Origin of the sequence: Bacillus sp. XT-2 (assembly GCF_025696525.1) — a bacterium.
GTDB lineage: Bacteria > Bacillota > Bacilli > Bacillales > Bacillaceae > Bacillus > Bacillus halotolerans.
On the sequence record NZ_JAHVOC010000010.1, the window covers coordinates 71878 to 84107 of the forward strand.

Genomic DNA, 12230 nt, shown 5'->3' on the forward strand with positions numbered 1-12230 from the left:
TGTTTTCATTACAACATCACTTCTGAGTATTGTTAAAACATGTTTTTTATCGTCAAAAGTATATAAAACTCAGTTGAATGATTTCGCTCATCTCTCGATTGAATTCATTAATTCGTAGAAGTATTCTGGCTGATGTGTCTTATTGAGGTTATACCATGAATGTAATGTATCTGGCGCAAATATATCTAATTTTTTCAATACTTCCATCGCAAATTCCAGAGGAGCTACTCCTGACGCAGTAATCAAATTCTCACCAGATACCGCAGGCCCCACCTCATAAAATGTTTCTCCTTTATAATGAGGACAGACCATTTTAAGATACTCTAAGTCATTGCTTGTATGCTTTCTGGAATCTAGGTATCCCATATTCGCAAGGCCCTCCGTTGCACCGCAAATTGCAGCAACAATAGTGCCCAGCTCTAAAGCTTCGCGAACTTTTTTCAAGATAGGCTGATGAATATCTTCTCCCCAAGTATTCGCTCCAGGTAATATGATAAGATCTTTACTCTCAAGAGTGCACTCACCAACGGAAATATCTGGTTTTATACTCAGACCTCCCATTGTAGTAATCATTTCTTGACTAACTCCTACTGTTACTACTTTAAAAGGTGCTGCATCTTTTTTGAAATATCTTCCTGAGTTTAGTTCAGCGATTAAATATCCATATTCCCAATCTGACATTGTATTACATACATATAGATAAACTTTTTTCGTTTGCATCCAATCACACTCCAATCACAATTGATATAGCCTATTATATAACTTCCCTGACAGAAGTTATCGTACTTGATGACATTAATTCTGACAGAACATCAATAAGTCTTTTCTTTAAGGCTTATTCGCTAAAAATAGATTTACCGTATAAGTAAAAGTAAATAAGGTAAAAGGCCTTAGCAGAATCATTCTGCGATGAGAGTTCCTTTGGTGTGGTGCGAGTAGAGATATTACCTCTAAATCTGTTATTTTATGAATTACCAGGAAGTCACAATTAATTACAAAACCCATAAGGTTTCATGTATAATCTATCTAGAACCAACTTTTTCGCAATATCAAAACTTTTAAAAAATTTAATATAAATAGGGGGATTAACATGCTACTCTCAAATACAAATCTATACACTTGGAAGCCATTTTCTACTTCACCGCCACCGCCGTTTACTCCAGCTGTTGAATCAGCAGTGAATAAGCTTATATTTAAAACAGATTAAGAATCTGCGAAATATAATATAAGCTGTTTCGCAGATTCGAAGGAGTAGACAATGAAATCTAAGATTCAGTTTATATTATCAATGATCATTTTCGGCACAATGGGTTTAGTTGTAAGATACATTGATTTATCTTCGAGTGAAACAGCTTTACTAAGCAGTTCAATTGGATGTCTATTTTTAATAGTCGTGTTTATGATAATGAAGAAAACCATTCCATGGAAATTAGTCAAAGCAAATGCTTACATCTTATTTCTTTCTGGTATTGCATTAGGAGGGAATTGGATCTTTCTTTATCAATCGTACGATCATACAACACTTACTAATGCAACACTAGGGTATTACTTTGCACCTGTGTTTGTCATGATTCTCTCACCATTTGTCCTTAAGGAACAATTATCTGTCAAAAAAATGGTTTGTATTGGTGTAGCGATCATAGGCATGTTATTGATTGTTGGAAATGGCATAAGTGCATCTGGAAAAGACGATCTGCTTGGGATCTTTTTTGGATTAGTTGCGGCTGCATTTTACGCTGCATTGATGTTACTAAATAAATTTATACACCGCATGGGCAGGCTGGAGATTACAATCATCCAACTTGGATTAACAGCATTGCTGCTCTTGCCATATGTGTTTTTCACAGAAGGATTCGGTATCTTTGGAGTATCTGGATCATCCGTTCCTTTTATCATCATTTTAGGGATTGTAAACACTGGGATTGGATTTTGGTTATTTTTCTCGGGTATGCAAAAATTAAAAGGACAGAGTATTGCTATGTTAAGCTATGTAGACCCATTTGTAGCTATATTAATTTCTGCCATTATCCTGCAAGAACAAATGACCATTGTTCAAATGCTAGGTGGTGCACTCCTTTTAGGCTCAACATTTGTTAGCGAGAATAAATCAATCACATTTTCCAAAACGATTAAAGAAAATATCAGCTAAGTAACGTACAAAACAGCGGGGAGCATTTGTTCCCCACTGTTTTGTTTCTTTTGTTTGCAACTTGACCTAAACTAACCTGACGATTACTGCCATTACCCTATTGTTCCTTGATTATTATATAGGGCATATCCTGTCAGCATTTTATTAAGTCCTTCTGAGTAATACGGCATTCGTTCATTTGCCTGTTCAATGTCAACCCATTCAATTTGCAATATCTCGTTTGGCTTTTTAATCACTTCTGTTCCTCCAACAATTCGCGCTTCAAATGTAAAAAGGATAGCGTGATGATTCCTCTTTACATATTTCGCTTCGTTAACAGCAATTAAATTCCCTATTTCTACTTCAAAACCTGTTTCTTCATGCACTTCACGTATAGCAGCTTCTATTAACGTCTCATCAGGTTCAACTCTTCCACCTGGAAGTGACCAGTGTCCTTCATGATTATCCACCATTAATATCTGATTACACTTACTTTTAATCAACGCATACACAACTTTTACTTCTTCCATGGGAATCTCCTTTATAGAACAAAATTCATCCTCGGTTGATTTGTTGATTTTCTATATATTACTATAAATGATAACTGGTTAGTTTTGGTAAGAAATCTCTCATAGCTTTTCTGCATAAAAAAATAATACCAAAGGAAGTTAAACCCTTGGTATCATTAGGATGCGGCCGAGATGACTTGAACCTTCACGGGTTATTCACTAACAAGCCCTCATTCTGAAAGCTTATTTTCATTACACTCCGTATATTCATTTTCCGTCATTTCTATAAGTTTTTATGAATTGTGATTAGAAAACCGAAAGAGCCACGCCAGAAGCCTCTGCTAAAAACAGCAAGTGTTCCTTGAACTTTCACACGAGTTGAAGGCTCTGCAGAATCAAAAATTTGAGCAGTACCACGCATTCCAAAGTTCACTAATAAAAGTGGACTTATATTTAATCTTTTAATCTCTTTTCCATCAGTTCTGCCATTTGCTTTGAATTTGGATTTCCTTCATTTCGTAATTGATCAATGATATTCATATAATCCTTTTCATTTCGGTTCTGACTTAATTTATATGAAGCCTGAATTTCTCCCACCTTCATCTTAAATCCGACAATACCTTTCAGCTGACTTTCTAAGAGCTGAGGAGAAAGCTTATCCCATAAAACTGGATTCTTGCGGTGCTTTTCGTATTTTTGCAGCAACATTGTCAGGTCATGTTTTAACTCTTCTTCGTTCAAAATGCTGGCTGTACCGTATACATGTACGGCTTGATAGTTCCATGTTGGGACGTTTTCCTTTTCATACCAAGAGGAAGAGATATAAGCGTGCGGTCCCTGAAACATAACAAGCACATCTTCACAGGTTTCAAATGTTCTCCACTGAGGATTCCCATAAGCAATATGCCCCGTTATATAGTAAGTATCCCCCTCTTTCATTAACTGCAATGGCAAATGAGTTGCAATTGGCTTCCCTTGTGCTGTTGTGACAATTGTGCCAAATGAGTTGTTTTGAACAAAGTCCCAAATGTCATCGGCATTTGTAACCTTATAGTATTTTGGAATATACATATAAACCCGCCTTTCATAAAAAGTTATACGAGTGTTTTGATCATGATAAAGTCTATTTGTTCCTCATCACCCATATAAAAAGAGTGGGCTCCAGTTTGAACAAACCCCATTTTCTCATAAAAAGCAATAGCATTTTCATTTTTTTCCCATACGCCTAGCCAGATTTTCTTTTTATTAGATTCCAGCGCAATTTCCACAGCTTTATTGAACAGATATTTACCAAGGCCATGTTTTTGAAATTTGTTCTTGATATAAATCCTCTCGATTTCTAGTGATTCATCACCCATTTCTTCAGACTGAGCCTCATTGGTATTGACCTTTAAATATCCAGCGACTTCATGATTAAAATAAACAAAAAAGAATTGTGAAGAGATATTAGATAATTCCTTTTCCAGCTGTTTAGAATGAAACGCACTTTCCAAATAAGCTTTCATATTTTCAGGTGAATTCTGGTCTTTGAATGTATCATTGAATGTTTCAATACTTATTTCTTGGAGTATTTTTAAATCTTCATGGCTGCACTTTTTTAGTTTTACACTCATACTCATATATGCTCCTTTTAAAATTAATAATCTCTCTTATTCCCTTTTTTTACATATTCCCAGTCAACTTCTACATTTTTTCTCATTCTTTGAAGAAGGTGAAAAATGGTTTCTGCTTCTTTTTCAGAAAACCCCGCTAATGCGACATTATTCGAATGATCATTTTCTCTTTTTATAACGGGAAACACATCTTTCCCTTTTTCTGTTGGAAAGAGTTTTTTTATCTTTTTGTTATGCTCATCATCCATCTTTTCAATAAAACCGTTTATTTCGAGTTTTTTTATCGCACGAGCTGCGGTTGTTCGGTCTACTTTAATCATTTCAGCTAACTTTTCTTGAATGATTCCTGGGTTTTCACATATTCGGACAAGGTACAAATACTGCCCTTTTGTGAGGTTATATTCTTTAAATTCTATATTGCTTATCGAATCTAATGCCCTGGCAATCATTCCGATTTCGCGAAGAATTTCCTTCATCATGACCTCCTTAGCGCATACTTTTGTTGCATATACAACAAAAATGACTTATATTGAATATATCTTAACTTTGTTGTATTTGCAATAAAAATAACGAAAAAGAGGTCGAGTAAAGTGAAATATACTTTTTATGTATTAGGAATTTTCATTTTAACTCTTGGTATTTCCTTCACTATCCAATCAGACCTTGGAACTTCACCCTTTGATGCAGTTGTGGTAGGACTGTCTAAAAATGTGGGGCTTACAGTGGGAAGCTGGGAAATCATAATAGCGTTCATATTGATATGCTGTAATTCAATTTTAAATAGACAAAGACCGGAAGTTTTGGGGATGTTAACAGCATTTATAACGGGGATTGGGATTGATATGTGGCTTTTTTTATTGCACAATTTGCTAACACCTGACCTATGGTTCAGCAAAGTGATTTGTTTTGGAATCGGCTTAGTTGTTATAGGGTTAGGAACTGCAACCTATTTGCATACAAATTTTGCACCGATTCCAGTTGACCGATTAACATTAATCATAAAAGAATTAACCAAAACAAATATCTTTTTTTCGAGAACATTCATTTACCTCTTCTTCTTGATAGCTGCAATTATTTTAAATGGGCCAATTGGCATCGGGACTTTGTTAACCGTTTGTTTAGGAGGAATAATCCTTAATGCCTTTATGCCATTTACAGAACAAATATTAGACCGCATATTCACACACTCTAGTACATCACCACATGATGACAAAAATAAAAAGCATTCAATATAGTCTGCTTCATGTAAAGGGACAGTGTTGACACAAATATGATAGGTGATTCCTCATGAAATCCACCCGTATACAGTGTGGCCATCATTTCAAAAAGCTGTCTAGATTTATTCGATTGAGCTAACATTCGTTACCTCTCCTTGAACAATTTTTTCGAACTTTCATATCTATTCCATGGTAATATTTAGATATAACTAACTGAAAGGATTGGACAATGATGGGATTTGAAGCTAAGTCTTTGTTATCTGAAGCTGAAAACCGAAAAAAAGATTATAAAAAACTGATTAAGCTAAGAAAAGCATGTAAGGCTGTTGATGGTGAGGGATGAAATAATGAAGAAACTGAGAAATATTTTTTATTCTAATGTTGTCATGATGCTGCTCGTCTTATTGCTCGTTGGATGTATGGGCGGTAAGGAAGAAAAATCAAATAATGATTCTGCATTACAATCTGAAGAAAATAATAATGAGACTGAAGATAGCAACCAAATAGCTAAGGACGAATCAGAGGCCACAACAGGATCAGAAGAATCCGTAACAAAGAATTCAAATGAAAATGCTTTAAAGGAATCCTCAACGGATGAATCAAAAGAAACCTCTTCAGAAGGATTAAAAAACGAGGCGAACAGTGAAAAAGACAATGTATTAGCGGAATATCCCTCTGAGAAAATCGAATATGCCAGAGTTTGGTTGCAGCTTGGAGCAAATCAAGAGATAGATGAACTGAATGTTCGACATATTTCGGCTGGCGAACCAATCAATCCGAATGATGACACCAGTGCTGGCTATCCTGAAGATGTTATCCAGTTAGCAGGCTCTCGTTTAGTGGATGGATCTGTAACTTATAGCGGTAATGGAGATGGTACGATTAAAGTATACAATGTTCCTTTACGCTGGGATTCCTCTGATGATGTAAGTAAAGGCGTAATGCGGGAAGTGACTGAGGATATAATAAAAAATGCAAAAACAGTGTACGTTGATACAGGAGACAGTGAAAAAATCAAGCGCCTTATTGACATAATGGCTATTCATTAATCAGTAATCGTTTTATTCAAACGAAAATGCCAAATAAAATAAGGGACGGTTCTTTCATACATTGAACCGCCCCTCTGTATTTTATTCTGACACAAGAAATACCAAGGGACTCAAAACTCTTGGTATCACGGTTGCCTTCATCCTTCAAATGCTTCTTGCATGACAGATTCATAGAAATCTCACTTAGCAAAATGCCTTCCTGACGAATATACTAATCCTTTAATCCCTTTCCATCGAGAATTTTCTTCATATATTTTTCAACCCTTGACTCTCGAGTTTTGGATTGTTTGGCTTGAGAAAAATAAAGAATGTAAGCTCTTTGCCGTCCCGGGGTCAATGCTTCAAAAGCCGTTTTCAAGGCAGGAATTTCATCGAATTTATGTTGAAGTTCCTCTGGAATGATGTATTCTGTATTCTTTTTAACATTCACTTCCAAACCGGCTTTTTCAACTTCAATGGCTTCATTAATATAGGCTTTCAAGATGGTTTCCATTTCAGCTATTTCTTGAACATTGGTGAACCGAATCTGGCGAGCCGCCTGTACATTCTCCGTTTGTTGGATGAGAATCCCATGAGGATCCTGTAACAAGGCGCCTTTGTGAAACAGAAGCGCACAATATTCTCTAAATCCATGTATTAAAACGACGTTTTTTTTATGAAACGTATAACAAGGATGCATCCACTTAAATTCTTCAGTCAGCTCACATTCAAGAACGATATTTCTTAACCGCTCATATTCTTCCTTCCACTTTTCAGCTTTACTTACAAATTCATCAACGTTAGGATTCATACTACTATTTGTCATCAGGACCCCCTCTTTTCCAAACAGTTTGCTTTTTCATTACGTTAGATTCACCGGTTTAATCGGCTTTTCGCCCATCACGCTCTTGATTTTTCTTCATCCCCTTCCCCTTAATTGGTATTTTTGACATCACGGTATTTGTTTTATTCTCCTATCAGCAATGATATAGGTTCCGTCTTTATTATGTATTCATAGATTAAGCTTAAGACGAAGTTTATGCAACAATAAAAAAAGACTCGGACAAGCTATTATAACAACGACAATAGATGTTTATGTTTCCCCAACAAACAAAGAGAAACTGCTGACCGTTTAAATGACTTACAGGTTAGGTAAGTCCGGCAGTAGACAATTGCAAAACAAGCACAAAAAAAGACCAAGGCAGTCAAAACCCTTGGTATCAATGATATTTACTTAGAAACAACCATCAGTTAAGGTGATAAATTAAGATGAAACAAGAAAAAAGCAAACGCTTTTACTTGATTTAATAATATTTTTCTATTCCTATGAGAGTATTTTAGCTTTATCCTAAACTTAAAATTCTTTTTATTACATTAGGAATAACAAATGACCGTTTGATTTCTTTATTTACTTGTATAATGTCTTTTTGTGTTTTCCCATTCTCTTCCCAAGTAACTTCTACTGTATAATCATTATTCGTATTTGGTGGATCTCCCATTATCGCTACTGCTATTTCTTTTGCATTCTTAGGTTCATCTGTTGCGTCACCTGATGCCTCAACAACACCATTTTCTTTAAACACAACCTCTTTTACTGAAAACCCAGAATCCCTTTTCCATGTAATATGAACCGCCCATAAGTCTTGCCTTGCAAGATCTATGTCTTTTTCAGGAGAATAGATAACACTCCATTTTCCATCTTTTGAATTACCCTTCAATATAGGAGGTTGGTGGGTGCCAGCATAAATAAACCATGCTAAAAAAACTAGCAGTGCAGCAGAACAAATAATTGCTAAAAAAAACTTACTTTTTTTCATTTTTAACTCCAATCTTTCTATGTAATAAATAGGATGTAAACTTATTATATTCTAATATAAATAATTAATAGTAACATTAGGATATAAACTCATAGAAAAGATTGGACCAATGAAAGGATTTGAAGCAGATTCTTTGTTATCTGAAGCTTAAAATCGAGCAAAAGATTATAAAGATTTGAAAAATCAAATGATAAAGCTAAGAAAAGCATTGGAGACTGTTGCTGGTTTGCATGACAATGAGTTCTCTGGCAAAGGAACAGCATTTTATCACGATCATGTTGGTGATCAATGGAAGGCCTCTTTCCTCGACATTAGGGATAAAGCTTTTCAATAAAAGCAACTATTCTATTAAGATTTAACTTCTTTATTCCTATCAATTAATAAGGTTACTACAACACTAATTATGCTGACTAACGTTCCTAAAACAGAAACAAGAATGGTCAAAAAGCCATTGGGAATAAGAAATCCAATTGGAATCATCCCCAGAAAAGTGAAAACGATAAAACATTGATATACTCCAGATATTATTCTTACAACCATGTTGCCAAAAAAGGACATGGTTAATGGAGGGATGAATAAAAATACAACGATCCCAATGGATATCATTAAGATCATAGGCTCATCAAATGAAATGACATTATCTCCAGGGGAATCTTTAGCAGCCACTAGTATAACAACTATAGACATCATCAGTGTGAGTAAAACCAGAAAAAATCTTTTTAACATCGTTATGACTCCTTTTTTATAAAAGTGACTATAAACGGGTATCCTGCCTTTTTTCATTTTCATAACCATTTTATATATTTAATGAAAAAATATGCAGTCAAAACGCAGCTATCAATAATATTTATCACCACTTACTATTTAGACATAAATTTACATAATAGTAAATAACCACATTATATTCATATGTGACATTGCAATGCTTTACGTTTTTCCTTGCAGCTTCAAAGAATTTAAAAATTGTTCCTAAGCTCTTTCATATTTTCTAAAGAATCGATCAGGTTTCCTGCGACAATAAATTGGCAACGTATAATTTGGACAGTTTCTTACACTCCAAAAATATTGAGTGCACGATTTGCATAATTTTTGGAGAAATACGTTTGTTTCATATAATATACATAAGACACTTTGAAAAAAGCCGGAACAGGACTTTTGACAAATGTGTGGGTTGTTTTGCTTGCAGCCAGTATCATGCGTCATAAATATCAAAGGAGGCAAAAACAGTATGAAAATCATTGTTACCAGTATATTCGTACAAGACCAAGACAAGGCACTGGAGTTTTATACAGAAAAGCTGGGGTTTGTAAAAAAGGAAGACGTTCCTATGGGGAAATTCAGGTGGATAACACTTGTTTCTCAAGATGATCAAGATGGAACCGAACTTTTACTCGAACCAAATGAACATCCTGCCGCTAAGGAGTATCAAAAGAAGATATTCGCCGAGGGCTTCCCAGCAACAATGTTTGGCGTTACAGATATACGAAAAGAGTACACACGATTAATGGAAAAAGGCGTGAAGTTCACTATGGAGCCGACCATAATGGGAGAAGTCACAATAGCTGTCTTCGACGATACATGCGGCAACCTTATTCAGATCATACAGAAGTAACTTCATGACGTTCTTATATTAACACCTAATAGTCAAAACGATTAAAACAGATTTTACTTTGATATATAATGATCTTGGAATCATTGGCTCATTTATCTATACTCATAAATTATAATGGCGGTGGCTTATTATGACTCTGAATGAAATAATTGATTACTGCCTGTCTTATCCAGACACCTATAAAGACTACCCTTTTGGTGAAGGATGGACTGTGATGCGTCACAAAGGTAATAAAAAGTTGTTTGCGCTTATCTTTAATCTAGATGGTCATCTATGCATCAATCTTAAATGCGAACCTGAGCGCGCCAATTTTCTGCGCAGCATCTATAAGGAAGTGAAACCCGGTTATCATATGAATAAAGACCACTGGAATACCATTATTTTAGATGGTGCCCTCTCGAAAGAAACTCTAGGTGATATGGTGCAACATAGTTTCGAATTGACAAAGCCGAAGAAGTCTCATAGCTAAAACGAAAAACTGATCTATGTTAATGAGTCGAAGTTTCAGGATATACACGGACCAATTGACCTTTCCTTTATTGGAAATCATACACGTTCCGTATTGTTTTTGCTTGATCTGATTTATTGAAAAAAGTTATTGACAACAAAAATATTATCATGTTATTATTAAATATTTTGATTATCCACCTCCATGTATGGTAAGCTTAAGAAGGTTACCATACATGGAGGTGGATAATATGTTTCAAATTGGCGATAACATTGTTTATCCAATGCACGGAGCAGGTATAATTGAAGCCATAGAAGAAAAAGAATTTTTAGATGAAAAACAACAGTATTATGTCATAAAAATGTCAATCAGTAATATGACAGTTATGATTCCAACACGTAAAATATTGAGTTCAAGTATACGACCAGTTACTGATATACTTGCATTAAAACGCATTATACACATTTTTCAGCATGGAGAATCAGATAGGTTACTGCCGTGGAAACAAAGGTATCAAGTAAACACGAACAAAATAAAAACGGGTGAAATACAAGAAGGTGCTGAAGTTGTACGTGATTTAATGCGTATGAAGAAAGAAAAAGCACTTAATTCAAGCGAAAAAAAAATGTTGGATAATGCATATGAATTTTTGATCAGTGAACTGGAAGTAATTAAAGGAATCACTGAAAATCAAATAAAAAGCTTCTGTTAAGGTTGATATTACATTCCAAAAACACTCTGAATTTTTCGGGAATATCATGATTAAAAGTAAATCATTTCAAAGACGTTCAACTTAGTTTAGAACATTAACCTCTTTTGTTATACCTACAATCTAATCCATTTTTATGATTTACATTTCTTCTACGAACATTTGAAGTTTTATCAAATAATTCGAAAAATAATCGCTTGATTTTTGTACCTGATTCACACTGGCACGGACAAGGAGCCGTAAGGATGGAAGAGAGGTAGGGCTTTCATTGTGTTAGGTATATCTAATTGATTATTTCTAGAAAAAAAATCAATCAATCTCCCCTCTTATCTTTAAGAATTTCTATATCCACTGCGACAGTCACGAGTTAAAGAAACCTACTTCTAATAAGGATCAGTTTTATGAAAAAATTGAAGTTGGTGGAATTTTTGTAGATTAATCAACAATACATAAAGATTGTTGAATGAACGAAGAAAAGGATGATTCTTTACGAAAAGGAATGATCCTTTTTGTTTACTGCTGGTCATGAATTAAAAAAAGAAGAGTGTCGGAATGATCATGGTTGACTCCCGTTTAGCGGCGGTTGGTACACGACACATTTAGAGTTGGCTATTATTTTTAAAATTTCGTGAAAGTTTGCTTCCTAATAAGATGTAGGTGTGTTTGAAAAGAAATAAATAACTTATATACATTACCGCATATTGTCAATCCAGTATGTTATACTTGTAAAGAAACCTTTGAAGCGTTAAATCTTTTTCTATTACCTGTACCATCTCCCTACTCGAACGTTGAGTAGGGTTTTTTATTGAGTTTTATACAGAGAACGCAAAAAAACAGGCCCCTATATTAAGAGCCTGTTTTTATCAACGAGTTAGATTAAGAAGCTTTTTGAACGTTAGCAGCTTGAGCTCCACGAGCACCTTGCTCAACGTCAAACGTTACTTTTTGACCTTCGTCTAACGATTTGAATCCGTCACCTTGGATTGCAGAGAAGTGTACGAATACGTCGTCTCCATTTTCACGTTCGATAAATCCAAAACCTTTTTCTGCATTAAACCATTTAACTGTACCTTGTTCCATTTTTGTTGCCTCCTAGTGTGTTACCACACATTTTAATTACTATCCCTGCCCAAAGTATCATCAAGACGA

15 protein-coding genes and 3 pseudogenes are annotated in these 12230 nt (G+C 34.9%); 8 read left to right on the forward strand and 10 right to left on the reverse strand.

All coding sequences use genetic code 11. The annotated features are described in order from the left end of the window. Positions 1-87: 87 nt before the first annotated feature. Positions 88-720, reverse strand: a complete 633-nt coding sequence (locus KXD37_RS21160) for a type 1 glutamine amidotransferase family protein (RefSeq protein ID WP_151174776.1) — start codon at positions 718-720, stop codon at positions 88-90. 538 nt (positions 721-1258) lie between these two features. On the opposite strand from KXD37_RS21160, the gene KXD37_RS21165 reads away from it, so the two are divergent. Next, on the forward strand, positions 1259-2149 hold the full coding sequence (locus KXD37_RS21165) for a DMT family transporter (RefSeq protein WP_254518057.1): 891 nt from the start codon (positions 1259-1261) through the stop codon (positions 2147-2149). A 92-nt stretch (positions 2150-2241) separates the two neighbouring features. On the opposite strand, the gene KXD37_RS21170 is transcribed toward KXD37_RS21165, so the two are convergent. The 4 genes from KXD37_RS21170 to KXD37_RS21185 form a co-directional block, all read right to left on the reverse strand. After that, positions 2242-2658, reverse strand: a complete 417-nt coding sequence (locus KXD37_RS21170) for an NUDIX hydrolase (RefSeq protein ID WP_106022335.1) — start codon at positions 2656-2658, stop codon at positions 2242-2244. Between the two features lie 432 nt (positions 2659-3090). Beyond that, positions 3091-3708 carry an FMN-binding negative transcriptional regulator gene (locus KXD37_RS21175; RefSeq protein WP_106020924.1) on the reverse strand — a complete coding sequence of 206 codons (618 nt, stop codon included), beginning with the start codon at positions 3706-3708 and terminating at the stop codon, positions 3091-3093. Positions 3709-3731: 23 nt separating this feature from the next. Further along, the gene (locus tag KXD37_RS21180) at positions 3732-4250 is read right to left on the reverse strand and encodes a GNAT family N-acetyltransferase (RefSeq protein WP_105955134.1); all 519 of its coding nucleotides are present in this window, start codon (positions 4248-4250) and stop codon (positions 3732-3734) included. A gap of 23 nt (positions 4251-4273) precedes the next feature. After that, on the reverse strand, positions 4274-4726 hold the full coding sequence (locus tag KXD37_RS21185; protein WP_106020926.1) for a MarR family winged helix-turn-helix transcriptional regulator: 453 nt from the start codon (positions 4724-4726) through the stop codon (positions 4274-4276). Between the two features lie 114 nt (positions 4727-4840). On the opposite strand from KXD37_RS21185, the gene KXD37_RS21190 reads away from it, so the two are divergent. From KXD37_RS21190 to KXD37_RS21195, 3 genes and pseudogenes are all read left to right on the forward strand, one after another. Further along, positions 4841-5485, forward strand: a complete 645-nt coding sequence (locus KXD37_RS21190; RefSeq protein WP_106020928.1) for a YczE/YyaS/YitT family protein — start codon at positions 4841-4843, stop codon at positions 5483-5485. A gap of 211 nt (positions 5486-5696) precedes the next feature. Continuing rightward, positions 5697-5795, forward strand: a pseudogene (locus KXD37_RS24180) (hypothetical protein); the annotation flags it as partial. 19 nt (positions 5796-5814) lie between these two features. Then, positions 5815-6516 (forward strand): hypothetical protein, encoded by a 702-nt coding sequence (locus tag KXD37_RS21195; RefSeq protein ID WP_254518056.1) that lies wholly within the window; start codon positions 5815-5817, stop codon positions 6514-6516. Between the two features lie 211 nt (positions 6517-6727). Here the strand turns inward: KXD37_RS21195 and KXD37_RS21200 are convergent, their stop codons facing one another. Both KXD37_RS21200 and KXD37_RS21205 read right to left on the reverse strand, forming a co-directional pair. Beyond that, complete coding sequence (locus KXD37_RS21200) at positions 6728-7321, reverse strand: YdeI/OmpD-associated family protein (protein WP_106020931.1); 594 nt, start codon at positions 7319-7321, stop codon at positions 6728-6730. Positions 7322-7838: 517 nt separating this feature from the next. After that, entirely contained in the window at positions 7839-8312 is a 474-nt protein-coding gene (locus tag KXD37_RS21205; RefSeq protein WP_106020933.1) for a hypothetical protein, read from the reverse strand. A gap of 109 nt (positions 8313-8421) precedes the next feature. Here KXD37_RS21205 and KXD37_RS21210 point away from each other — a divergent pair. Continuing rightward, a pseudogene (locus KXD37_RS21210) lies at positions 8422-8604 on the forward strand (T7SS effector LXG polymorphic toxin); the annotation flags it as partial. 56 nt (positions 8605-8660) lie between these two features. Here the strand turns inward: KXD37_RS21210 and KXD37_RS21215 are convergent. Then, positions 8661-9038, reverse strand: coding sequence for a hypothetical protein (locus tag KXD37_RS21215; RefSeq protein WP_106020935.1), 378 nt, complete (start codon positions 9036-9038; stop codon positions 8661-8663). Positions 9039-9254: 216 nt separating this feature from the next. After that, positions 9255-9451 (reverse strand): annotated as a pseudogene (locus KXD37_RS21220) (tetratricopeptide repeat protein); the annotation flags it as partial. Between the two features lie 89 nt (positions 9452-9540). Here KXD37_RS21220 and KXD37_RS21225 point away from each other — a divergent pair. The 3 genes from KXD37_RS21225 (at position 9541) to KXD37_RS21235 (ending at position 11084) form a co-directional block, all read left to right on the forward strand. After that, positions 9541-9924, forward strand: coding sequence for a VOC family protein (locus tag KXD37_RS21225; protein WP_024120330.1), 384 nt, complete (start codon positions 9541-9543; stop codon positions 9922-9924). A 130-nt stretch (positions 9925-10054) separates the two neighbouring features. Next, positions 10055-10393, forward strand: coding sequence for an MmcQ/YjbR family DNA-binding protein (locus KXD37_RS21230; protein WP_024120329.1), 339 nt, complete (start codon positions 10055-10057; stop codon positions 10391-10393). Between the two features lie 229 nt (positions 10394-10622). Then, a complete protein-coding gene (locus tag KXD37_RS21235; protein WP_101864051.1) occupies positions 10623-11084 on the forward strand; it encodes a CarD family transcriptional regulator in 462 nt (153 codons plus the stop codon). Positions 11085-11957: 873 nt separating this feature from the next. Here the strand turns inward: KXD37_RS21235 and cspC are convergent. After that, positions 11958-12161 carry a cold shock protein CspC gene (gene cspC / locus KXD37_RS21240; RefSeq protein WP_010333137.1) on the reverse strand — a complete coding sequence of 68 codons (204 nt, stop codon included), beginning with the start codon at positions 12159-12161 and terminating at the stop codon, positions 11958-11960. Positions 12162-12230 lie beyond the last annotated feature (69 nt).

Excerpts from the sequence above, each read along its gene's own strand:
- KXD37_RS21205 (WP_106020933.1), bottom strand. The coding sequence starts at position 8,312 with ATGAAAAAAAGTAAGTTTTTTTTAGCAATTATTTGTTCTGCTGCACTG.
- KXD37_RS21170 (WP_106022335.1), bottom strand. The coding sequence starts at position 2,658 with ATGGAAGAAGTAAAAGTTGTGTATGCGTTGATTAAAAGTAAGTGTAAT.
- cspC (WP_010333137.1), bottom strand. The coding sequence starts at position 12,161 with ATGGAACAAGGTACAGTTAAATGGTTTAATGCAGAAAAAGGTTTTGGA.
- KXD37_RS21230 (WP_024120329.1), top strand. The coding sequence starts at position 10,055 with ATGACTCTGAATGAAATAATTGATTACTGCCTGTCTTATCCAGACACC.
- KXD37_RS21165 (WP_254518057.1), top strand. The coding sequence starts at position 1,259 with ATGAAATCTAAGATTCAGTTTATATTATCAATGATCATTTTCGGCACA.
- KXD37_RS21160 (WP_151174776.1), bottom strand. The coding sequence starts at position 720 with ATGCAAACGAAAAAAGTTTATCTATATGTATGTAATACAATGTCAGAT.
- KXD37_RS21195 (WP_254518056.1), top strand. The coding sequence starts at position 5,815 with ATGAAGAAACTGAGAAATATTTTTTATTCTAATGTTGTCATGATGCTG.
- KXD37_RS21235 (WP_101864051.1), top strand. The coding sequence starts at position 10,623 with ATGTTTCAAATTGGCGATAACATTGTTTATCCAATGCACGGAGCAGGT.
- KXD37_RS21225 (WP_024120330.1), top strand. The coding sequence starts at position 9,541 with ATGAAAATCATTGTTACCAGTATATTCGTACAAGACCAAGACAAGGCA.
- KXD37_RS21185 (WP_106020926.1), bottom strand. The coding sequence starts at position 4,726 with ATGAAGGAAATTCTTCGCGAAATCGGAATGATTGCCAGGGCATTAGAT.
- KXD37_RS21215 (WP_106020935.1), bottom strand. The coding sequence starts at position 9,038 with ATGTTAAAAAGATTTTTTCTGGTTTTACTCACACTGATGATGTCTATA.
- KXD37_RS21180 (WP_105955134.1), bottom strand. The coding sequence starts at position 4,250 with ATGAGTGTAAAACTAAAAAAGTGCAGCCATGAAGATTTAAAAATACTC.
- KXD37_RS21200 (WP_106020931.1), bottom strand. The coding sequence starts at position 7,321 with ATGACAAATAGTAGTATGAATCCTAACGTTGATGAATTTGTAAGTAAA.
- KXD37_RS21175 (WP_106020924.1), bottom strand. The coding sequence starts at position 3,708 with ATGTATATTCCAAAATACTATAAGGTTACAAATGCCGATGACATTTGG.